Here is a 21618-nt window from a genome sequence, read left to right as displayed (position 1 = left end):
ACCGGGGGCCGCGATGAGCGTCTCCTTCGGCTGGGGGCCCGTCGAGGCGCGGGTCCTCGCCCCCTCGGCCGCCTGTGTGGTCGTGGTGGACGTGCTGTCCTTCACCACCGCGGTGGGCGTCGCCGTCGAGGCCGGCGCGGCCGTGTACCCGTACCGGTGGCGGGACGCGACGGCCGCGGCGTACGCGAAGAGCGTCGGGGCGAGCCTCGCCGTGGGGCGCCGGGAAGCGACCCCCGAGCATCCGTGGACGCTGTCCGCGGCCGCCCTGCGCGCCGCGCCCGTGCCACCGAGGCTGGTCCTGCCCTCGCCGAACGGCTCCACCATCGCGGCCGAGGCGGGGGACGCGACCGTCGTCGCCGCCTCCCTGCGCAACCACTCGGCCGTCGTCCGCTGGCTCACGGACCGGCGGTACGGCTCCGCCGAACGCCCGCTCGCGGTCATCGCGTCCGGCGAGCGGTGGCCCGACGGTTCGCTGCGCCCGGCGCTCGAAGACCTGCTCGGCGCGGGCGCGGTCCTCGCCGGGCTGCGGGCCGCGGGCCCGCACGACCTCACCCCCGAGGCGACCGCGGCCGCCACGCTGTGGTCGGCCACGGAGGACCCGGTCGCCGCCTTGCACGGCTGCGACTCGGGCCGTGAACTGTACGAGTACGGCTTTCCGCAGGACGTGGCCGTGGCCGCCGAGACCGACAGCTCGACGACCGTCCCCGTTCTCGTGGACGGCGCATTTCAGGAGGCACCATGACCGACGACGTCATCACCCGGCTCATCGCGATGCTGGACGACCTCGACGCGGACGTCGACGCGACGATCGACCTCGCCGACGAGATCGCGGCGAGCGGAGACCGGGCGCTGCTGCCGCGCCTGACGGCCGAGCTCGACCGGGCGATCGCCGAGCGGAACGCGTACGCGCGTGAGCTGCTCGGCGGGGTCGTCGCGGGTGTCGGTGGCGCCGAGACCCTCCCGGTCCTGGTGCGGGCCTCCGCCGTCGACCTCGGTGACGACCAGGACGGACTGGCGACCGAGATCGTCGACCTGGTCCAGGCGGACCCGAAGACGGCCCGCGGCTTTCTCCAGCCCCTCACGGAGGACGCCGACCTGTCCGTCGCCAACCGCGCCGACTGGGCGATGCGCTTCCTGCCGTAGCGGCGCCCGCACGCGAAGAGGCCACAGCCCGGCGGGCTGTGGCCTCGTTCTCGTTCACGCGGGAGCCGGCGGTCTACCAGAAGTTGCTGCAGTCGATCTGCTCGGTACCGGAGTCCTTGATGCACACGCGGTAGTAGGCGGTGGGGCTGCCCAGCATGTTGGACCAGTCCGAACCCGGGTCCGGGAACGTGACCGAGAGGCTGCGCTGGAACCCGGTGCCGTAGCCCGACCACTTCTCGATGTAGCCGTACTTGGGCCACCAGGCGTTGGGGCCGGACGGGTCGGTGACGCGGACCCAGGCGGCCTGGCACGCGGGGGACCAGCGCAGCTCGGCCTTGAGGCTGCCGTCGGCGGTGGCGGTCTGCTTGGTGACGGCGTCGCCGTCGCAGCCCATGGAGACGGGACCCTTGTTGTCGCAGCCGGTGCCGGAGCAGCCGGCGGCGTACGAAGTGCCGGCGAGCGGGATGAGGGCCATGGTCATCGCGGCGGCCGTGACCGTCGCCGCCTTCGCGATCATGCGCTTCATGGACGTGCAACCTCCAGGAGCAAGGAAGATTTCAAGCCCCCCGTGGAGGCCGAAGCTGATCATGGTGGCTTGTTCTGAGCGCGTCAACGGGTAAATCGGGCGACCTTCCCGGTGTCCTTGACGCCCGTACGTGAAGAGGCCACAGCCCGGTGGGCTGTGGCCTCGTTCATGCGGACGCGGGGGTCAGGGTCTACCAGAAGGGGGTGCAGTCCACCTCGTTCGTGGCAGCGGGGTCGCTGATGCAGGCGCGGTAGTAGGCGGTGGGGCTGCCCAGCATGTTGGTCCAGTCCGCGCCCGAGCTGGGGAACGTCACCTGGAGGCTGCGCTGGAACCCGGTGCCGCGGCCCGACCACTTCTCGATGACGCCGTACCGGTCCCACCACGACTCACCGTTGGTCGTGACCCGGGCCCAGGCCGCCTGGCAGGTGGGGGACCAACGCAGCTCGACCCTGAGGTTGGAGTTGGTGCGGGACGTGGCGCTGCCCTTGGTGACCGCGTCGGCGTCGCAGCCCGTGGAGACGGGACCCTTGTTGTCACAGCCGGCGCCGTAGCAGCTGGCGGCGTACGAGGTGCCGGCGAGCGGGATGAGGGCCATGGTCATCGCGGCGGCCGAGACCGTCGCCGCCTTCGTGATCAGGTGCTTCATGGACGTGCAACCTCCAGGAACAGGAAGATAGTTGCGCCCCCCCGTGGAGGCCGAAGCTGATCATGGTCGCCTGTTCTGTGCCCGTCAATGAATTAATTCGGGCCACCTCGGGCCGTGACCGGAGGGCGCGAAACCGCCCTCGCGGCCTCCTTGGAGAGGTCGCGAGGGCGGCTTCGGCGATCCGGTCGGAATGCTCCTCCGACCTGCGCGTTCTATCGGCGCTTGCGGTCTCCCTCGCCCAGCAGGCCGGCCTTGCGCAGGGCGTCCGCCATGGCGCTGTTGCCGGGTGCGGGCGCCGCCGAACGATCTCGGCCACCTCGCTCCCCGCGGTCGTTCCGGTTCCCGCCCTCGGCCCTGCGGCCACCGCCCTGCCGCTGCTGCGGCGGCCGGCCGGAGCGCTCGCCCCGATCCCCCCGCTCGCCCCGCTCGCGCTTGGGCGCCCCGCCCTGGCCGCCCGGGCCCGGCTCGTCGTCGAGCCGCAGCGTCAGCGCGATCCGCTTGCGCGGGATGTCCACGTCGAGGACCTTCACCTTGACCACGTCGCCGGGCTTCACCACATCGCGCGGGTCCTTGACGAAGGTCTTCGACAGCGCCGAGACGTGCACCAGGCCGTCCTGGTGCACACCGATGTCCACGAACGCCCCGAAGGCGGCCACGTTGGTGACGACCCCCTCCAGGATCATGCCGGACGCCAGGTCGCCGATCTTCTCGACGCCCTCCTTGAAGGTGGCGGTCTTGAACGCCGGACGCGGGTCACGGCCCGGCTTTTCCAGCTCGCGCAGGATGTCCGTCACCGTCGGCAGACCGAAGGTCTCGTCGACGAAGTCGTCCGCCCGCAGCGAGCGCAGGGCCCCCGTGTCGCCGATGAGCGCCGCGACCTCGCCGCCCGTCGCCTTCACCATCCGGCGCACCACCGGGTACGCCTCCGGGTGCACCGACGAGGAGTCGAGCGGGTCGTCGCCGCCCCGGATGCGAAGGAAGCCCGCGCACTGTTCGTACGCCTTCGGGCCGAGGCGGGCCACGTCCTTCAGCGCCCGGCGGGAGCGGAAGGGGCCGTTGGCGTCCCGGTGCGCGACGATGTTCTCCGCGAGGCCGGAGCTGATGCCCGAGACCCGCGAAAGCAGCGGGGTGGAGGCGGTGTTGACGTCGACGCCGACGCCGTTCACGCAGTCCTCGACGACCGCGTCGAGCGAGCGCGAGAGCTTCACCTCGGCCAGGTCGTGCTGGTACTGGCCGACGCCGATGGACTTCGGGTCGATCTTCACCAGCTCCGCGAGCGGGTCCTGGAGCCGCCGGGCGATGGAGACCGCGCCGCGCAACGACACGTCGAGGCCCGGGAGTTCCTGCGAGGCGAAGGCGGAAGCCGAGTAGACCGAGGCGCCCGCCTCCGAGACCATCACCTTGGTCAGCTTCAACTCGGGGTGCTTGGCCAGGAGTTCGGCCGCCAGCTTGTCGGTCTCACGAGAGGCCGTGCCGTTGCCGATCGCGACCAGCTCGACCGCGTGCTCCTTGGCGAGGCGCGCGAGCTTCTGCAGCGCCTGGTCCCACTTGTTGGCCGGGACGTGCGGGTAGATCGTGTCGGTGGCCACGACCTTGCCGGTCGCGTCGACCACGGCGACCTTCACACCCGTACGGAAGCCGGGGTCGAGGCCGAGCGTCGCCCGGGTACCCGCCGGCGCGGCGAGCAGCAGATCGCGCAGGTTCGCCGCGAAGACCCGGACCGCCTCGTCCTCGGCGGCCGTCCGCAGCCGCAGCCGCAGGTCGATCCCCAAGTGGACGAGGATGCGGGTCCGCCAGGCCCAGCGGACCGTGTCCTGAAGCCACTTGTCACCGGGGCGCCCCCGGTCGGCGACCCCGAAGCGTCCCGCGACGATCCCCTCGTACGAGGAGGGCCCGGGGGTCTCGGAGGGCTCCTCCGGCTCCAGGTCCAGGCTGAGCACGTCCTCCTTCTCGCCGCGCAGCATGGCGAGCACCCGGTGCGAGGGCAGAGCAGTGAAGGGCTCGGTGAAGTCGAAGTAGTCGGCGAACTTCGACCCCGCCTCCTCCTGGCCGTCCCGCACCTTCGCCACCAGCCGGCCGCGGCCCCACATGCGCTCGCGCAGCTCGCCGATCAGGTCGGCGTCCTCGGAGAACTTCTCGGCGAGGATCGCCCGCGCCCCCTCCAGGGCCGCGGCGGCGTCCCCGACGCCCTTGTCCGCGTCCACGAAGGCCGCGGCGGCGGCCGCCGGCTCCACCGACGGATCGGCGAGCAGCCCCTCCGCCAGCGGCTCCAGACCGGCCTCACGGGCGATCTGGGCCTTCGTCCGGCGCTTCGGCTTGAAGGGCAGGTAGATGTCCTCCAGGCGTGCCTTGGTGTCGGCGGCCCGGATCCGGGCCTCCAGCTCCTCCGTCAGCTTGCCCTGCTCGCGTACCGAGTCGAGGATCGCCGACCGGCGGTCCTCCAGCTCGCGCAGATAGCGCAGCCGCTCCTCCAGGGTGCGGAGCTGCGCGTCGTCGAGCATCTCCGTCGCTTCCTTGCGGTAGCGCGCGATGAACGGCACGGTCGAACCGCCGTCGAGCAGCTCGACGGCTGCCTTCACCTGTCGCTCGCGTACGCCGAGTTCCTCGGCGATCCTTGCTTCGATGGACGTCGTCACGGTGTCCCGACTCGCCTTCTCGTGCCTCAAGCTTGCGAGTGCATTGTGCCGGGTCGGTCACCCGTACGCGGTAACCGACCCGTCCCGCGCGCGTCCCCGGCGCGCACGGGCCCGCCCCGGACGTGCGCGGCGGACCTCCCCGCGCCCTTGGTCAGTACTTGCCGACGAGGTCCGCGGGGAAGGCGCCCGCACCGGCCGCCGTGACCAGGAAGCCGCGCCCCAGCTCGGTGAGCCGCTCGACCCCGGCCGCGCCGAGGTGCTCGTACGGGGCCTCGTCGAGCCGGTCGGTGTGCTCCTCCAGTTCGGCACGCAGGGCCGTACCCGCCTCGGTCAGCTCGCCCTCGGCGTCGAGCAGCCCGCGACCGCGCAGCCGCTCCGCCGCGGCGTCCCAGTCGGCGCGCCGCCAGCCCCGGGAGCCGAGCGCCCAGCGCGGGGCCATGCCCTTGCCGGTGGCGGTGTGGGACACGAGGGCCTCGACGGGGTCGAGCCCGGCGGACAGCAGGGCAGCGAGGTGCCCGTCGCCCCGGTGCTCGCGCAGCAGGGTGGCGGCATGCCAGTAGGCGAGGTGGGGCTCCTCGGGCACCGGCAGGTCCGCGTTGGCCGAGTACAGCGGCCGGGCGTGCCGGGTGCAGGCCTCGGTGGCACGCAGGGCGAGCCCCGCCGCCTCCGCCATCTCCGGCGAGGCGACGGTCTCCTCGCCGAGCAGCCGGCGCAGGGTCGCGTCGACCGTGCGCAGCCGGGCGTCCAGGACGTCGGTGGGGGAGGCGGTCTCCCAGACCGCCGGGAGGTGCCGGGCGAGCAGCTCGTGGTTGTAGTTGTAGAAGGTCGCGGCGACCGTGCCCGCGCCGGCGGCGCCGAGGGCGGCGCTGCGCGCGGCGAGCCGCATCGCGGTCTGGTCGGTGAACCCGAGGGCGCCGAACTCGCGGTCCAGGTCGGGCGAGAAGTACAGCGTGGAGTGCATCGGGTTGAGGGCGTTGTGGCAGCGGCGTCCCGCGCGCGGCGGCAGAGCAGTCGTCGTCATGACCCGAACGTTACCGACTGGTCGGTACGACGGGAACAGTCGGAGCCGCTTCGTCCGCGGGTGCGCGGACCCATGGCAGGAAAGGTGGGATCGGCGTCATTGCGGCCGTCCCGGGCTCCTCCCAGGATGGAGGCATGACGCAGCGACCCGTTCTCGTCGTCCTCTTCGACGGCGTGCAGAGCCTCGACGTCACCGGCCCCTACGAGGTGTTCGCCGGTGCCGGCCGCGCCGCCGGCCATCCGGACACCTATGCGATCCGCACCGCCTCCCTGGACGGCGGACCCGTCCGCACCCACAGCGGACTGCGTCTGCTCCCCGACACCACCCTCGACGAGGCGGTCGCCGACGGCGCCCCGCACACCCTCGTCGTCCCCGGCGGCGAGGGCACCCGGGAGCCCGATCCGGCCTTGATCGACTGGCTGCGCACCCACGCCCCGGCCGCCGGGCGTCTGGTCTCCGTCTGCACGGGAGCCCTGCTCCTCGCCGAGGCGGGCCTGCTCGACGGGCACCGGGCGACCACCCACTGGGTGGCCTGCGACCACATGGCCCGCTGCTACCCCGAGGTCGAGGTGGACCCGGACCCCATCTTCGTCCGGGACGGACGGCTCTCCACCTCCGCGGGGGTCACCGCCGGCATCGACCTCGCCCTCGCCCTGGTCGAGGAGGACCTCGGCCGGGACGTCGCCCTCACCGTCGCCCGTCACCTGGTCGTCTTTCTGCGCCGCCCCGGCAACCAGGCCCAGTTCAGCGTCCAGCTCGCCGCCCAGACCGCCCGCCGGGAGCCGCTGCGCGACCTCCAGCAGTGGATCGCCGAGCACCCCGACGGCGACCTCTCGGTGGAGGCCCTCGCCGCCCGCGCCCGGCTCTCGCCCCGCCACTTCGCCCGTGCCTTCCAGGCCGAGACGGGCGCCACCCCCGGGCGCTACGTCGACCGGGTACGCCTCGAACACGCCCGCCGTCTCCTGGAGGAGACCTCCCGCGGGGTCGAGGAGGTCGCCCGCGCCTCGGGCTACGGCACCCCCGAGGCGATGCGCCGCGCCTTCACCAAGGCCCTCGGCACCCCGCCCGCCGACTACCGCCGCCGCTTCCACTCACCCGTCAACTGAAAGGCAGCAGCATGCAGATCGCCGTCCTGCTCTACCAGGGCTTCACCACGCTCGACGCCGTCGGCCCGTACGAGCTCCTCGCCCGCATCCCCGGGGCCGAGACCGTCTTCGTGGCGAAGGAGACCGGACCCGTCCGCAACGACCAGGGCAGCCTCGCCCTCGTCGCCGACAAGACCCTCGCCGACGTCCCGCGCCCTGACATCGTGCTCGTCCCCGGCGGACCCGACTCCCGCGCGGCCATGGGCGACCCGGAGATCCAGGCCTGGCTCCGTACCGCCGACGAGACCAGCACCTGGACGACCTCCGTCTGCACCGGCTCCCTGCTCCTGGCCGCCGCCGGCGTCCTCGACGGCCGCCGCGCCACCACCCACTGGCTCGCCTTCGAGGAGCTCAGGGCGCTGGGCGTCGAGCCCACCGGCGAGCGGGTCGTCTTCGACGGCAAGTACGTCACCGCCGCCGGCGTCTCCTCCGGCATCGACATGGCGCTGCACCTGATCGGCCGGATCGCCGGGGACGAGACGGCCCAGACCATCCAGCTCCTCACCGAGTACGACCCTCAGCCGCCGTACGACGCGGGTTCGCCGGAGAAGGCCCCGGCCGAGATCGTCGCGCGGTGGCGGGGCGTGAAGGCGGAGGACCTCCCCCAGGGTCGCTGAGCGACGGCCGTCCGGGCCTCGGCTCCCGTACGTGGATCCGGGCCTCGGCTTCTGTACGTGGATCCGGGCCTCGGCTTCTGTACGTGGATCCGGGCCTCGGGTTCCGTACGTGGATCCCGGCCTCGATTCCCGTACGTGGATCCGGACCTCAGCTCCCGTACGTGAAACGGGGCGCCCGGCGCTCCAGGAAGGCGGCGACACCCTCCGCGGTGTCGCCGCTGCCGCGTGCCTGCTCCGCCCAGTGGTCGTCCCGGTCCAGCCGCCCGTCGGCGAACTCCTTGGCCGCCGACTGGGTCAGCAGCGAGCGCGAGGCGAGGACCCGGGCGAACTCGGCGACCCGCTTGTCCAGCTCGCCCACCGGGTGCAGCTCGTCCACGAACCCGGTCCGCAGAGCCCGCTCGGCGTCGATCAACTCACCGGAGAACAGGAGGTACTTGGCGGTCGAAGGGCCCACCAGGGCGGCGAGCCGCCGGGTCGAGGAGGACGGGTAGACGATGCCGAGCTTCGACGGGGTGATCCCGAAGCGGGCGCCCTCCTCGGCGAACCGCAGATCGCAGGCGGCGGCGAGCTGACTGCCGCCCCCGACGCAGAAGCCCCGGACGGCCGCCAGGGTCGGCCGGGGGAAGGCGGCGAGCGCCTCCTCGGCCCGTACCGCCAGCGTCTGCTGCTCGTCCCCGGGCCCCCGGAGCGCCGAGATGTCGGCCCCGGCGCAGAAGGTGTCGCCCTCGCCCGTCAGGACAAGGACCCGGACGGCGGGGTCGGCGGCGAGCCGGTCCAGTACGTCCGGCAGCGCGCGCCACATGCCGGCGCTCATCGCGTTGCGCTTGGCGGGGTTGGCGATGACGACGGTGGCGATCCCGTCCGTGACGCTGTCCTTCAGCTGCGGCTCCATGGGCCGGATGCTATCCGCCGTACCCGAACGTACGATCAGGAAGGGGTCTGCGCCGAGGAGGCACGGCATGGCCGAGGACGCCCACGAGACGCACGGGGAGCCGGATCCGGTCCGGGACATGGCGCGCGAGGGGAAGCGGCTCAACCGGAGCTTCAGCTGGCTGGCCGTGCTCGGCGTCCTGCTCGTCCTCGGAGGGCTCGTCGGCCTGGTCTACACGGGCCTCGCCACCCTGACCTCGATGCTGCTCTTCGGCTGGCTGCTGCTGATCGGCGGGGTCGTGGGGCTGCTCCAGGCGATCCAGTCGCGGGGCACCGACTACTTCTGGCTCGCCGTGGTGGTGGCCGCCCTGAACATCGCCGCGGTGTGGTCGTGATCCGTCACCCCCACGGTTCGGCGGAGGCGCTGACGATGTTCGCCGCCCTGCTGTTCCTGACCGGCGGTCTCTTCCGGCTGGTCGGCAGCGTGGTGGTGCGGGGGCCACAGTTCGGCTGGACGCTGCTCCAGGGGGCCTTCGGCCTGTTGCTCGGTCTGCTCGTCCTGTTCGACTGGCCGGACAGCAGCCGGTACGTTCTCGGGGTCTTCTTCTCGTCGCGCTGCTCTTCGACGGCCTCGGTCTGATCGCGATCGGAGTGGGCGGGCGACGGATCGTCAGTATGGTGACGCCGGCACCGGTGGCCGGCCCGCCCCCGGAGCCGTCAGAAAGCGCACCCGATCAGTCGAACAACTGACATCGGCATACTCACCCGATCGGAAAGCGGCCGATAAGTGTCGACTTCTGGTCAGTAGGCCGGTCCACCCGCGCGCATTGCCAAGACTCGATCCGTGGCGAGAATCGAGCACGAGGGTGGGAACCGTACCGTGGAGAACCACGGGGGTGGCCCCGCCCGGCAACCGTCCTACGAAGGAGTCTGGCGCTTCACCGCTGCCGCGGTCGACGTCTCCGTCCCGCAGGCCCGGCACGCCGTACGCGACCTGCTGGTCCGCCAGGGCGTCCCCCTCCATGAGGAGATCATGGACGGCCTGCTGCTGATCGTCTCCGAGCTGGTGACCAACGCCGTGCGGCACGCGGCGCTGCTGTCCCCGGAGATAGCGGTGGAGGTGGCCATCGGGCCCGAGTGGATCCGGGTGTCCGTCGAGGACAACCACCCGTACCGCCCCAAGGCCCTGGAGGCGGACTACGGGCAGACCGGCGGCCGCGGGCTGCTCCTGGTCCGCGAGATCGCGCAGGAGGCCGGCGGCGCGTGCGACGTCGAACACACCGCGAGCGGCGGCAAGATCATCTGGGCGGCGCTGCCCCTGGCCCCGATGGCACCGGGGCCGGGAGCCGCCCTTCACCAGCCGGTGGTCACCAGCCCCCGGACGGACCCGTCAGTTCCCTGACGGCCGGACGCGCCGCGTCGAGCACCGTCATGAACCAGGCGGAGAAGGGCGCGGCGGCATGGCGCTCGGCCAGCTCGGCGGCGGTGACGAAGACGGTGTCCTCGATCTCCTCCGGGTCCGGCCGGGGCTCGGCCTGCACCAGGCCGACGAACAGGTGGTTGAACTCCTGCTCCACCAGGCCGGAGGCCGGGTCCGGGTGGTTGTAGCGGACGGTGCCCGCCTCCGCGAGGAGCGTGGGCGAGACGCCGAGCTCCTCGAAGGTCCGCCGGGCGGCGGCGGCGAACGGCGCCTCGCCCGGGTAGGGGTGGCCGCAGCAGGTGTTCGACCAGACACCGGGGGAGTGGTACTTGCCGAGCGCACGGCGCTGGAGCAGCAGCCGGCCCGACTCGTCGAAGAGGAAGACGGAGAAGGCGCGGTGCAGCAGGCCGGGCGCCTGGTGGGCGGCGAGCTTCTCCGCCGTACCGATGGTCGTCCCGTCCTCGTCGACCAGTTCGAGCATGATCGGCGCCGGGGCTCCGGACGGCTGGACACCGTTCGACATGATCTCCGGCGAGATCTGAGCCGCGGTGGCTGGTGTGGTCGGCATACCCATCCTTCGCTTCGGTCCTCGCCCCGGTGGGGCCACCTCAGTCTGCCGTACAAAAGCGGCTTGTCCGTACTTCGGAGGCCGGACGTGGCCGCTCCCACCACACCGGAGTACAACCGGCGCGGCGGGAGCGGAAGGGCGGTTTCGGGGCGACTAGACCCCGAAAGCCGCCGGATAGACGAGCGTGCCCGGCGGAACGGGGACGGTCCCGTCCAGGACGAGCGCCATCATCGCCTCGTCAGGGGCCTCGAAACCTGGCTTGATTCCATACTCAGACGCACGTACGAACCCGAACCTCGGGTAGTACTCCGGATGGCCCAGGACGAGCACGAGCGGCTCACCCCGCAGCCGTGCCGCGTCGAGCACCGCCCGGACGACGGCCTGCCCGGCCCCCGTCCGCTGGTACGCGGGCGCCACCGAGACCGGGGCGAGTGCCGCCGCGGGGGCGTCACCGACCCGGCAGCGGGTGATCAGGGCGTGCGCCGCGATCGAGCCGTCCGGGGCCTCGGCCACGTACGACAGGCCCGGGAGCCAGGCATCGGGGTCCCGCCGGAGCGCGTCGACCAGATCGGCCTCCGTCTCCGAGACGTCGGCCTCCGACCCGAAGGCGGTGGCCACGACCCGCCAGATCGCCGAGGCGTCCTCGGCGGTCTCCGGACGGGTGCGCCAGCGCTGATCGGCGGGCCGCAGGACGAATCCCGCGTACCCGTAGTCGGAGCCGTGCTCGCGCCGCAGCGTGATCTCGGCGCGGGCCCCCGCCACCGCCTCGGCCATGCCGGGCACGGTGGTGTCCGCCGCGTCGGCGTGCGCGGCGAGCGGACCGTAGTACTCGTCCCAGTCGCTCTCGGGCTGCGGGACGGTCCCCAGGACCTGGTAGCCGGCCCCGACCGCCGCCGCCGCGTTCCCGGCGACGGTGCGGAGCGTGTAGTGCTCCTCCCAGAAGGCGCGGGCCACCGGGCCCGGCTCCTGGGTGGTCCAGACGCACTCGGTCAGCACCAGGGTGCCTCCCGGCGCGAGCAGCCTGCGCCACTCGGCGAGCGCCCGGTCGAAGCCGAGGACGAAGACCGAGCTCTCGGCCCAGATCAGGTCGAAGGAGCCGTCGGGGAACGGCAGTGCGCCCATGTCGGCGCGGAGGGTGCGGATCGAGCCGTCGAGCCCGCGGGCGGCGGCGGACCGCCGCAGCTCCGCGAGGAACGGCTCGTGGGTGTCGACGCCGGTCACCTCGGCACCCGCCTCGGCTGCCAGGAGCAGCGCGGAACGGCCGGGGCCGCAGCCCAGGTCGAGCACGCGCGGACGCTCGGGCAGCTTCCCGGAGAGCGCGAGGAGCCGACGCGTGGTGGCGTCGGAGCCGGGGCCCTGCCGCGGAAGACCGTGGTGCAGGGCGAAGAAGGAGTCGTGCAGAGCGTTGTCGGACAACGTGGGAAACCCTTTGTGAGAGGGCCCCGGCCGACGACGTGACGGACCGGTGGAAACCGGGATCAGGTCAGCCGGAGACCCGGAAGCTGAGGAAGGACCGGGTGCTGCCGCTGGGGGCAGCCTCCATCGCGACGGTCATCAACCTCAGCTCCTCTCTCCACGCGTTCGTACGAAAAGACTAGCAGGGGGCGGTTCTCACAGGCAGAGCTTCGCCTCGTGCTCCGCGTGCCCGACCGGCTCCAGCTGGAAGGTGCAGTGCTCCACGTCGAAGTGCGAGCCCAGGCATCCCTGGAGGGAGTGGAGCATCTTCTCGTGCCCGACCGAGTCCAGCGCCCCCTGGTCCACGACCACGTGCGCCGAGAGCACCGGCATCCCCGAGGTGATCGTCCAGGCGTGCAGGTCGTGGACGTCCTCGACGCCCGGCAGGGCCAGGATGTGGGCCCGTACCTCCATCATGTCGACGCCCTTGGGGGCCGCCTCCAGAAGGACGTCCAGCGTCTCGCGCAGCAGCTTGACCGTACGGGGGACGATCATCAGGCCGATCAGGATGGAGGCGATCGGGTCCGCGTACTGCCAGCCCGTCACCAGGATGATGCCGGCCGCGACGATCACGGTGACCGAGCCCAGGGCGTCCGCGAGCACCTCCAGGTACGCGCCGCGCACGTTGAGGCTGTCCTTCTGGCCCCGCATGAGCAGCGACAGCGAGATCACGTTGGCGACCAGGCCGATCGCCGCGACCGCGATCGTCAGACCGCCCTTGGTCTCGGCCGGCTCGAAGAACCGCTGGATCGCCTCGTACAGCACGTAGCCGCCGACGACGAGGAGCAGCAGACAGTTGGCGAGCGCCGCCAGGATCTCGGCCCGGGCGAACCCGAAGGTGCGGTTCCCCGAGGGGGGCCGGTTGGCGAAGTGGATCGCGAGCAGCGCCATCGCGAGGCCCACCGCGTCGGTCGCCATGTGCGCCGCGTCGGCGATCAGCGCGAGCGAGTCGGAGAGCACGCCGCCGATGATTTCGATCACCATCACGGAGAGCGTGATGCCGAGCGCGATGCGCAACCGGTTCTTGTACGCGGCCCCGGCCGTCCCCGTCGGCGCCGGTCCGCCGTGACTGTGCCCGTGGTCGTGTCCAGCCCCCATGACATGGCCTCCAGATCGTCTGTTCGCACGTGCCCCGACTCGCAAGTGAACTACGGGTGGGGGGTATGTGCAACACGGTACTGAACACCGTTGTCATATGCTCTGACCTGCGGCGATGTATTCAGGACCGGCCGTGGCGGGAAGGTGCCGCCCGGAGCCCTCGCGAACGGATCCGACCGTCGTCCGTGAGGCGGGCCACCGATCGCCCATGATGATCTCCATCGGATCGGGCGCACCCGTGAGGACGCGGGTGGGCCCGGGGGAGTCCGGCCCGCGAAGCCTCGGTGAACTCATGCTCTGTTTCATCCGATAGCCTCAGCCGACGTGTCGCCGCCCCGTGCCGGGCCGCACCGCCGCGCCCGGGGCCGCCAGGGTCCCGCCGGCCCCTCCGTCAGCTCCAAGGAGTGAGTTCGTCTGTCGACCGCCATCCTCACCGGCCCGCCGGCACCCGGATCCTCGCTCGACGGAGATCTGCGGTCGCTCGGCTTCGACGTCAAGGCAGCCTCCGGCGCCGATGAGACGGGCGTCCTGCTGGCCGCCGTCCCGGCGGGCGAGCGCGTCGCACTCGTCGACCCCCGGTTCGTCGGCCATGTGCACGCCCTGCGCCTCGCCCTCACCGACCCCCGGTTCCCCGCGGCCGCCGCACCCGGCGCGCTCACCGTGCAGAACGGGGCCCGCCCCGCGCTCGCCCGCGCCCTGACCGGCGCCGACCCCTCCGGCACCGACGACCTCACCGGCACGCTCGCCGACGCCCTCGACGCCGACGGCGTCGCCGTGCACCGGCCCCAGCTCGGCACGCTCGTCGCCACCGTGCCCACCGACGCCGAGGCCCGCCACGAGGCCCGCGCCGCCGTGGACGCCGTCGACGACGAGGCCGTACGCCTCCGCTCCGCCGTGAAGGCCCACGACGGCTTCTTCACCACCTTCTTCATCAGCCCGTACTCGCGCTACATCGCCCGCTGGTGCGCGCGCCGCGGCCTGACCCCCAACCAGGTCACCACCGCCTCGCTGCTCACCGCGCTGATCGCGGCCGGCTGCGCGGCGACCGGCGAGCGCGGCGGTTACATCGCCGCCGGCGTCCTGCTCCTGGTCTCCTTCGTCCTCGACTGCACCGACGGGCAGCTCGCCCGGTACGCGCTGAAGTACTCGACGATGGGCGCCTGGCTCGACGCCACCTTCGACCGCGCGAAGGAGTACGCCTTCTACGCGGGCCTCGCCCTCGGCGCGGCCCGCAACGGCGACGACGTCTGGGCGCTCGCCCTCGGCGCGATGATCCTCATGACCTGCCGGCACGTCGTGGACTTCTCGTTCAACGAGGCCAACCACGACGCCACGGCCAACACCAGCCCCACCGCGGCCCTCTCCGACCGGCTCGACAGCCTCGGCTGGACCGTCTGGGCCCGCCGCATGATCATCCTGCCGATCGGCGAGCGCTGGGCGATGATCGCCGTGCTCACCGCCGTCACCAACCCCCGGATCGTCTTCTGGGCGCTGATCATCGGCTGCGCCTTCGGCGCCTGCTACACCACGGCCGGGCGCGTCCTGCGCTCCCTGACCCGCAAGGCGAAGCGCACCGACCGGGCCGCGCAGGCCCTGGCGGACCTCGCGGACTCCGGCCCGCTCGCCGGGATCGCGGGCCGGATCCTCGGCCGCACCGGAATCCTCATGCTTCCCCCGCTGGTCCTCGCGGTGATCGCCACGGGCGCGCTGCTCGCGGCGGTCCTCGGCCGCCCCTTCGGGTCCCAGCAGACGATCGTCGCGGCCGCCCTCTACGTGGTGTTCTCCGGCGCGGCCGTCGCCCGCCCCCTCAAGGGCCCCCTCGACTGGCTGCTGCCGCCGCTCTTCCGCGCCGCCGAGTACACCACCGTCCTCGTGCTGGCCGCCCGCTCCGACTCCCCGCAGGCCCTCCCGGCGGCGTTCGGGCTGGTCGCGGCCGTCGCCTACCATCACTACGACACGGTGTACCGCATTCGCGGAGGCACCGGCGCGCCGCCGGCCTGGCTGGTGCGCGTCACCGGCGGACACGAGGGGCGCACGCTCCTGGTGACCGTCCTCGCCGCCCTGCTGGCGGACCGCGGCGACGACTTCACCCTGGCCCTGACCGCTCTCGCGGTGGCCGTCGCACTCGTGGTGCTCGTGGAGTCCGTTCGCTTCTGGGTCTCCTCCGGAGCACCCGCAGTTCACGACGAAGGAGAAACAGCATGATCGGCCTCGTACTCGCAGCCGGTGCCGGACGGCGTCTGCGCCCCTACACCGACACCCTTCCGAAGGCCCTCGTGCCGGTCGACGGCGAGACCACGATTCTCGACGGGACGCTGAAGAACTTCGCCGAGATCGGCCTCACCGAGGTCGCGATCGTCGTCGGCTACCGCAAGGAGGCCGTCTACGACCGCAAGGACGCCCTGGAGGCCAAGTACGGCCTCAAGATCACCCTCGTCGACAACGACAAGGCCGAGGAGTGGAACAACGCCTACTCCCTGTGGTGCGCCCGTGAGGTCCTCAAGCGCGGTGTGATCCTCGCCAACGGCGACACCGTCCACCCGGTCTCCGTCGAGAAGACCCTGCTCGCCGCCCGCGGCGACGGCAAGAAGATCATCCTCGCCCTCGACACGGTGAAGAACCTCGCCGACGAGGAGATGAAGGTCATCACCGCCGAGGGCAAGGGCGTCCAGCGCATCACCAAGCTGATGGACCCGGCCACCGCCACCGGCGAGTACATCGGTGTCACCCTCATCGAGGCCGAGGCCGCCGAGGAGCTCGCCGACGCCCTCAAGGCCACCTTCGAGCGCGACCCCGACCTGTACTACGAGGACGGCTACCAGGAGCTCGTCAACCGCGGCTTCACCGTCGACGTCGAGCCCATCGGTGACGTCAAGTGGGTCGAGATCGACAACCACGACGACCTCGCGAAGGGCCGTGAGATCGCGTGCCAGTACTGACCCGACTGATCCCCTCACCGGTCGTCGTCGACATCCGCAGGGGAGCGCTGGACGACCTGTCCGCGCTCCTCGCGGACCAGCGGATCTCCAGCAACGGCAAGATCGCCGTCGCGATCAGCAGCGGCTCGGGCCTGAAGCTGCGTGACCACTTCGCGCCCGAGCTGCCCGGCGCCGACTGGTACCCGGTCTCCGGCGGCACCATCGACGAGGCCGTGAAGCTCGCCGACGCCATGCGCGGCAAGCGGTACGACGCCGTGGTCGCCCTCGGCGGCGGCAAGATCATCGACGTGACGAAGTACGCGGCGGCCCGGGTCGGGCTGCCGCTGGTGGCCATCGCCACCAATCTCTCGCACGACGGGATCTGCTCCCCGATCTCGACCCTGGACAACGACAACGGCCGGGGTTCGTACGGTGTGCCCACCCCGATCGCGCTGGTCATCGACCTGGACGTGATCAGGGACGCGCCGGTCCGCTTCGTGCGGTCCGGCATCGGCGACGCGATCTCCAACCTCTCCGCCATCGCCGACTGGGAGCTCTCCCACCAGGTGACCGGCGAGCCCGTCGACGGTCTCGCGGCCGCCATGGCCCGCAGCGCCGGAGAGGCCGTGCTCCGCCACCCCGGCGGCGTCGGCGACGACGACTTCCTCGTCACCCTCTCCGAGGGCCTGGTGATGTCCGGCATCGCGATGTCGATCAGCGGGGACAGCCGCCCCTCCTCGGGCGCCTGCCACGAGATCAGCCACGCCTTCGACCTGCTCTTCCCGACCCGCGCCGCCAGCCACGGCGAGCAGTGCGGTCTCGGAGCGGCCTTCGCCATGCATCTGCGCGGCGCCCACGACGGGTCGGGCCAGATGGTCGAGACGCTCCGCCGGCACGGACTTCCCGTCACGCCGGAGGAGATGGGCTTCAGCGTGGACGAGTTCGTCCAGGCGGTGTCCTTCGCCCCGCAGACCCGGCCGGGCCGCTTCACCATCCTCGAACACCTCGACCTGTCCGACGACCAGATCAGGGACGCGTACGCCGACTATGCCAAAGCCATCGGTAGCTGAGCTCCGCCCGGTCGTTCACCCCCCGGGTGTGAAGGACCGGCGCAGCGGGGAGCACTGGGGCGGCCGCCTGTACATGCGGGAGATCTCGCTCAGGATCACCCGGCAGCTCGTCGGCACGAAGATCACGCCGAACCAGCTCACGTACGTCATGACGCTCGCGGGCGTCCTCGCGGCACCGGCCCTGCTGGTGCCCGGGATCCCCGGGGCGCTGCTCGGCGCGCTCATGGTCCAGCTCTACCTGCTGCTCGACTGCGTCGACGGCGAGGTGGCCCGCTGGAAGAAGCAGTTCTCCCTGGCCGGTGTGTATCTCGACCGGGTCGGCGCCTACCTGTGCGACGCGGCCGTGCTCGTCGGCTTCGGCCTGCGCGCGGCCGACCTGTGGGGCTCCGGCCGGATCGACTGGCTGTGGGCCTTCCTCGGCACGCTCGCCGCACTCGGCGCCATCCTGATCAAGGCCGAGACCGACCTCGTCGGTGTCGCCCGGCACCAGGGCGGTCTGCCGCCGGTCAAGGAGTCGGCCTCCGAGCCGCGCTCCTCGGGCATGGCGCTGGCCCGCAGGGCGGCCGGGGCGCTGAAGTTCCACCGGCTCGTCCTCGGCATCGAGGCCTCGCTGCTGATCGTCGTCCTGGCGATCGCGGACCAGATCAGGGGCGATCTCTTCTTCACCCGTCTCGGTGTCGCGGTCCTCGCCGGCATCGCGCTGCTCCAGACCGTGCTGCACCTGGTGTCGATCATGGTCTCCAGCAGGCTGAAGTGAGGCCGGCCGTCAGTACGCCGCTCAAGGTGGGAGCCGTCGTCATCACGATGGGCAACCGCCCCGACGACCTGCTCGCGCTCATCGACTCGGTCGCCAAGCAGGAGGGCGACCGGATCGAGGTCGTCGTCGTCGGACAGGGCACCCCGGTCACCGGGGTGCCCGACTGGGTGCGGACCGTCGATCTGCCGGAGAACGTCGGCATCCCCGCCGGCCGGAACGTCGGCATCGAGGCCTTCGGCCCCGGCGGCACCGACGTCGACGTCCTGCTCTTCCTCGACGACGACGGGCTGCTCGCCCACACGGACACCGCCGAACTGGTCCGGCAGGCCTTCACGGCCGACCCGCGGCTCGGCATCATCACCTTCCGGATCGCCGATCCGGAGACTGGGATCACCCAGCGTCGGCACGTCCCGAGGCTCCGCGCCTCCGACCCGATGCGCTCCTCCCGGGTGACGACCTTCCTCGGCGGCGCCAACGCCGTCCGCACCAAGGTCTTCGCCGAAGTGGGCGATCTGCCGGGCGAGTTCTTCTACGCGCACGAGGAGACCGACCTCGCCTGGCGCGCGCTCGACGCCGACTGGATGATCGACTACCGTTCGGACATGGTGCTGTTGCACCCCACCACAGCGCCCTCCCGGCACGCCTCGTACCACTTCAACGTGGCCCGCAACCGAGTCTGGCTGGCACGCCGCAATCTGCCCGCGCCCCTGGTGCCGGTGTATCTCGGCGTCTGGCTCCTGCTCACCCTGGCCCGTCGGCCCTCGCTCTCCGCCCTGAAGGCATGGTTCGGCGGATTCCGCGAAGGCTGGAAGACCCCCTGCGGACCGCGCCGCCCCATGAGGTGGCGTACGGTGTGGCGGCTGACCCGGCTGGGTCGCCCCCCGGTCGTCTGACATCGTGGTACCGACGTGCCGCGCATTGAACACGAAAGTTTCGACTTGTGAGTGACACACAGCAGGGCGGGGCGGTCGCGACGAGCGCGCCCCCGTCCGTCGACCAGGGCCTGACGCCGGCTGCGCTGGCCGCCAAGTACGGCCTCTCGGTCAGCGGCGCCAGGCCCGGACTGTTCGAGTACGTCCGTGACCTGTGGAGCCGGCGCCACTTCATCATGGCCTTCTCCTCGGCGAAGCTGACCGCCCAGTACAGCCAGGCCAAGCTCGGCCAGGTGTGGCAGGTGGCGACCCCGCTGCTGAACGCCCTGGTCTACTACCTGATCTTCGGGCTCATCCTGGGCGCGAGTCAGGGAATGAGCAAGGACGTCTACATCCCGTTCCTTGTCACCGGCATCTTCGTGTTCACCTTCACCCAGAGCTCGGTCATGGCCGGCGTCCGGGCGATCTCCGGGAACCTGGGCCTGGTCCGGGCCCTGCACTTCCCCCGGGCCTCGCTGCCGGTCTCCTTCTCGCTCCAGCAGCTCCAGCAGTTGCTGTACTCGATGATCGTGCTCGTGGCGATCGTGGTCTCGTTCGGCAGCTACCCCTCCCTCCGGTGGCTGCTGGTGATCCCGGGACTGTTCCTCCAGTTCGTGTTCAACGTCGGACTGGCCATGATCATGGCCAGGATGGGCTCCAAGACCCCCGACCTGGCCCAGCTGATGCCGTTCGTGATGCGCACCTGGATGTACGCGTCCGGCGTGATGTTCTCGCTCCGCACGATGCTGGCCGACAAGCCCGCGTGGATCGCCGACATCCTCATGTACAACCCGGCGGCCATCTACATGGACCTCATCCGCTTCGCCCTCATCGACGGCTACGGCTCCGAGAACCTGCCCGCGCACGTCTGGATGACCGCGCTCGCCTGGGCCCTGGTCTTCGGCATCGGCGGCTTCGTCTACTTCTGGAAGGCCGAGGAGAAGTACGGCCGTGGCTGACACGAACGTGAACACGAACGCGAACACGAACCGGTCCGAGGTTCCCACCGTCATCTGCGACGACGTCCACATCGTCTACCGGGTCAACACCGGTGGCGGCGGCAAGGGCAGCGCCACCGCGGCGCTCAGCCGGATCGTCGGCCGCGGCAAGGCCGAGGTCAACCGGGGCGTCCGCAAGGTCCACGCGGTCCGCGGCGTCACCTTCACCGCCTACCGCGGCGAGGCCATCGGCCTCATCGGCTCCAACGGCTCCGGCAAGTCCACGCTGCTGCGCGCCGTCGCCGGGCTGCTCCCCACCGAGAGCGGCAAGGTCTACACGGACGGCCAGCCCTCGCTCCTGGGCGTCAACGCGGCCCTCATGAACGACCTCACCGGTGAGCGCAACGTGATCCTGGGCGGCCTCGCCATGGGCATGAGCCGCGAGGAGGTCCGCGAGCGCTACGAGGGCATCGTCGACTTCTCCGGGATCAACGAGAAGGGCGACTTCATCAGCCTGCCCATGCGCACGTACTCCTCCGGCATGGGCGCCCGGCTCCGCTTCGCCATCGCGGCCGCCAAGAACCACGACGTCCTCCTCATCGACGAGGCGCTGGCGACCGGTGACCGCAAGTTCCAGATCCGCTCCGAGGAGCGCATCCGCGAGCTCCGCAAGGAGGCCGGCACGGTCTTCCTGGTGAGCCACAGCAACAAGTCCATCCGGGACACCTGCGACCGGGTGCTCTGGCTGGAGAAGGGGCAGCTCCTGATGGACGGCCCCACGGACGAGGTCCTCAAGGCGTACGAGCGGGAGACCGCCCGCTGATCTCCGCCCCGTCACCTCGTGCCGCCCCCGCCGATTCCGGTGGGGGCGGTTTCGTTGCCCACCACCACCCTGCTCGACGGTGCTGCGCACCGCCCCCTTCTTTCCGCGCGTCGCGCCCCCACCTGGAATGTTCATGCTGGCAACATCGGGCAGGATGAGCCCATGCCAGCGATCTCGGGGGGAAAGACCTACCACCACGGCGATCTGCGCAACGCGCTGATCTGTGCCGCCGTCGACCTGGCCACCGAGGGCGGCCCCGAACGGGTCGTCCTGCGCGAGGCGGCCCGCCGGGTCGGCGTCTCGCCCACTGCCGCCTACCGGCACTTCGACGGCCGGGGCGAACTCCTCCGTACCGTCAGGAGCCACGCCCAGTGCGTGCTCGCCGACGCCATGGAGCGGGCCGCGGGCCGCGAGCCCGGCGCCGACGACCCGGCCCTCGCGGCGGAGCGCCGGCTCGCCGCCCTCTGCCGGGGGTACGTCGGCTTCGCCGTCGACCAGCCCGGCCTCTACCGGGCCGCCTTCTGCGTGCCCCGCCCGGCGGAGGCGGACGCGCCGATGCCGGGGCGGCAGGCGCCCGAGCCCGAGATCCGCGCGTTCACCCTGCTCCGGGAAGCCCTTGAGGCCCTCGCCCGCGTCGGCACCGCGCGCCCGGCCGTCCGACCCTCCGCCGGTGCCGCGGCGTGGTCGGCCGTACACGGACTGTCACTCCTGTTGCTCGACGGGCCTCTTCGGCGCCTTCCCGCGCAGCGAAGGAACGCCGTCGTCGAGACCACCCTCGCCATGGTCGTCTCCGGAACGCGTGCTCTCTGAGCTCCTGTGGAGCCGAACTTCCTTGCGGTGCAGGAGGGTTGACGACCCGTACGAGTGAGGTCCGGGGTGCCCGGCACCCCGGAATGGCGACGGCCGTCGTACAACGTAAGCTGGACCGGTCTGTTTCGCGGCAAGTAGGGCGATACCCCACGGCCATCGGGCCTCCGGCGGCGGCTCTACGGGCAGGGGTCGGCGGCGTGTCCGAAATAGGATGGATTGACTCGGCAGTGTAGAACGGGAGACGTG

At 71.7% G+C, this 21618-nt stretch carries 21 protein-coding genes and 1 pseudogene; 14 read left to right on the top strand and 8 right to left on the bottom strand.

All coding sequences use genetic code 11. The features are described 5' to 3' along the window. Positions 1 to 13: 13 nt before the first annotated feature. Entirely contained in the window at positions 14 to 742 is a 729-nt protein-coding gene (locus OG259_RS08110) for a 2-phosphosulfolactate phosphatase (protein ID WP_328941623.1), read from the top strand. After that, the gene (locus OG259_RS08105; RefSeq protein ID WP_328941622.1) at positions 739 to 1143 is read left to right on the top strand and encodes a hypothetical protein; all 405 of its coding nucleotides are present in this window, start codon (positions 739 to 741) and stop codon (positions 1141 to 1143) included. Before OG259_RS08110 ends, OG259_RS08105 begins: the two co-directional genes overlap by 4 nt. Positions 1144 to 1216: 73 nt before the next feature. On the opposite strand, the gene OG259_RS08100 is transcribed toward OG259_RS08105, so the two are convergent. The 4 genes from OG259_RS08100 to OG259_RS08085 form a co-directional block, all read right to left on the bottom strand. After that, entirely contained in the window at positions 1217 to 1669 is a 453-nt protein-coding gene (locus tag OG259_RS08100; RefSeq protein WP_328941621.1) for a DUF2690 domain-containing protein, read from the bottom strand. 190 nt (positions 1670 to 1859) lie between these two features. Then, positions 1860 to 2315 carry a DUF2690 domain-containing protein gene (locus OG259_RS08095; protein WP_328941620.1) on the bottom strand — a complete coding sequence of 152 codons (456 nt, stop codon included), beginning with the start codon at positions 2313 to 2315 and terminating at the stop codon, positions 1860 to 1862. 212 nt (positions 2316 to 2527) lie between these two features. Continuing rightward, positions 2528 to 4951, bottom strand: a complete 2424-nt coding sequence (locus OG259_RS08090) for a Tex family protein (protein ID WP_328941619.1) — start codon at positions 4949 to 4951, stop codon at positions 2528 to 2530. 151 nt (positions 4952 to 5102) lie between these two features. Further along, the gene (locus tag OG259_RS08085; protein WP_328941618.1) at positions 5103 to 5972 is read right to left on the bottom strand and encodes an SCO6745 family protein; all 870 of its coding nucleotides are present in this window, start codon (positions 5970 to 5972) and stop codon (positions 5103 to 5105) included. 134 nt (positions 5973 to 6106) lie between these two features. Between OG259_RS08085 and OG259_RS08080 the strand changes: the two genes are divergently transcribed. Together OG259_RS08080 and OG259_RS08075 are read left to right on the top strand one after the other, a co-directional pair. Continuing rightward, on the top strand, positions 6107 to 7078 hold the full coding sequence (locus OG259_RS08080; RefSeq protein WP_328941617.1) for a GlxA family transcriptional regulator: 972 nt from the start codon (positions 6107 to 6109) through the stop codon (positions 7076 to 7078). A gap of 11 nt (positions 7079 to 7089) precedes the next feature. Next, positions 7090 to 7734, top strand: a complete 645-nt coding sequence (locus OG259_RS08075) for a DJ-1/PfpI family protein (protein WP_328941616.1) — start codon at positions 7090 to 7092, stop codon at positions 7732 to 7734. 148 nt (positions 7735 to 7882) lie between these two features. On the opposite strand, the gene OG259_RS08070 is transcribed toward OG259_RS08075, so the two are convergent. Further along, positions 7883 to 8626 (bottom strand): enoyl-CoA hydratase/isomerase family protein, encoded by a 744-nt coding sequence (locus OG259_RS08070; RefSeq protein WP_328941615.1) that lies wholly within the window; start codon positions 8624 to 8626, stop codon positions 7883 to 7885. 118 nt (positions 8627 to 8744) lie between these two features. On the opposite strand from OG259_RS08070, the pseudogene OG259_RS08065 reads away from it, so the two are divergent. Together OG259_RS08065 and OG259_RS08060 are read left to right on the top strand one after the other, a co-directional pair. Then, positions 8745 to 9354: pseudogene (locus OG259_RS08065) on the top strand (HdeD family acid-resistance protein). 94 nt (positions 9355 to 9448) lie between these two features. After that, positions 9449 to 10006, top strand: coding sequence for an ATP-binding protein (locus tag OG259_RS08060; RefSeq protein ID WP_443051932.1), 558 nt, complete (start codon positions 9449 to 9451; stop codon positions 10004 to 10006). Here OG259_RS08060 and idi read toward each other — a convergent pair. The 3 genes from idi to OG259_RS08045 form a co-directional block, all read right to left on the bottom strand. Next, positions 9972 to 10592: an isopentenyl-diphosphate Delta-isomerase gene (gene idi / locus OG259_RS08055; protein ID WP_266898861.1), complete on the bottom strand. Its 621-nt coding sequence runs from the start codon at positions 10590 to 10592 to the stop codon at positions 9972 to 9974. The two genes, OG259_RS08060 and idi, sit on opposite strands and share 35 nt — an antisense overlap. 153 nt (positions 10593 to 10745) lie before the next feature. Then, positions 10746 to 12008 (bottom strand): bifunctional class I SAM-dependent methyltransferase/N-acetyltransferase, encoded by a 1263-nt coding sequence (locus OG259_RS08050; RefSeq protein ID WP_328941614.1) that lies wholly within the window; start codon positions 12006 to 12008, stop codon positions 10746 to 10748. A gap of 195 nt (positions 12009 to 12203) precedes the next feature. Next, positions 12204 to 13145 carry a cation diffusion facilitator family transporter gene (locus tag OG259_RS08045; protein WP_328941613.1) on the bottom strand — a complete coding sequence of 314 codons (942 nt, stop codon included), beginning with the start codon at positions 13143 to 13145 and terminating at the stop codon, positions 12204 to 12206. 414 nt (positions 13146 to 13559) lie between these two features. Between OG259_RS08045 and OG259_RS08040 the strand changes: the two genes are divergently transcribed. The 8 genes from OG259_RS08040 (at position 13560) to OG259_RS08005 (ending at position 21372) form a co-directional block, all read left to right on the top strand. Beyond that, entirely contained in the window at positions 13560 to 15350 is a 1791-nt protein-coding gene (locus OG259_RS08040; RefSeq protein ID WP_328947024.1) for a DUF5941 domain-containing protein, read from the top strand. Then, positions 15347 to 16084, top strand: a complete 738-nt coding sequence (locus tag OG259_RS08035; RefSeq protein ID WP_328941612.1) for a phosphocholine cytidylyltransferase family protein — start codon at positions 15347 to 15349, stop codon at positions 16082 to 16084. Before OG259_RS08040 ends, OG259_RS08035 begins: the two co-directional genes overlap by 4 nt. Next, positions 16072 to 17133, top strand: coding sequence for an iron-containing alcohol dehydrogenase family protein (locus OG259_RS08030; protein WP_266898869.1), 1062 nt, complete (start codon positions 16072 to 16074; stop codon positions 17131 to 17133). Before OG259_RS08035 ends, OG259_RS08030 begins: the two co-directional genes overlap by 13 nt. Next, positions 17111 to 17890, top strand: a complete 780-nt coding sequence (locus tag OG259_RS08025) for a CDP-alcohol phosphatidyltransferase family protein (RefSeq protein ID WP_328941611.1) — start codon at positions 17111 to 17113, stop codon at positions 17888 to 17890. Before OG259_RS08030 ends, OG259_RS08025 begins: the two co-directional genes overlap by 23 nt. Before the next feature lie 47 nt (positions 17891 to 17937). Beyond that, positions 17938 to 18783, top strand: coding sequence for a glycosyltransferase family 2 protein (locus OG259_RS08020; protein WP_328947023.1), 846 nt, complete (start codon positions 17938 to 17940; stop codon positions 18781 to 18783). A 47-nt stretch (positions 18784 to 18830) separates the two neighbouring features. After that, positions 18831 to 19760 (top strand): ABC transporter permease, encoded by a 930-nt coding sequence (locus OG259_RS08015; RefSeq protein ID WP_328941610.1) that lies wholly within the window; start codon positions 18831 to 18833, stop codon positions 19758 to 19760. Further along, positions 19753 to 20562, top strand: a complete 810-nt coding sequence (locus OG259_RS08010) for an ABC transporter ATP-binding protein (RefSeq protein ID WP_328941609.1) — start codon at positions 19753 to 19755, stop codon at positions 20560 to 20562. The genes OG259_RS08015 and OG259_RS08010 overlap by 8 nt, the downstream gene beginning before the upstream one ends. A gap of 162 nt (positions 20563 to 20724) precedes the next feature. Further along, positions 20725 to 21372: a TetR/AcrR family transcriptional regulator gene (locus OG259_RS08005; protein ID WP_328941608.1), complete on the top strand. Its 648-nt coding sequence runs from the start codon at positions 20725 to 20727 to the stop codon at positions 21370 to 21372. The last annotated feature ends 246 nt before the right edge of the window (positions 21373 to 21618 follow it).

Origin of the sequence: Streptomyces sp. NBC_00250 (assembly GCF_036192275.1) — a bacterium.
Classification (GTDB): Bacteria; Actinomycetota; Actinomycetes; order Streptomycetales; family Streptomycetaceae; genus Streptomyces.
Note: the sequence above shows the minus strand (reverse complement) of the source record. Positions and strands in the feature narration are given on the sequence as shown.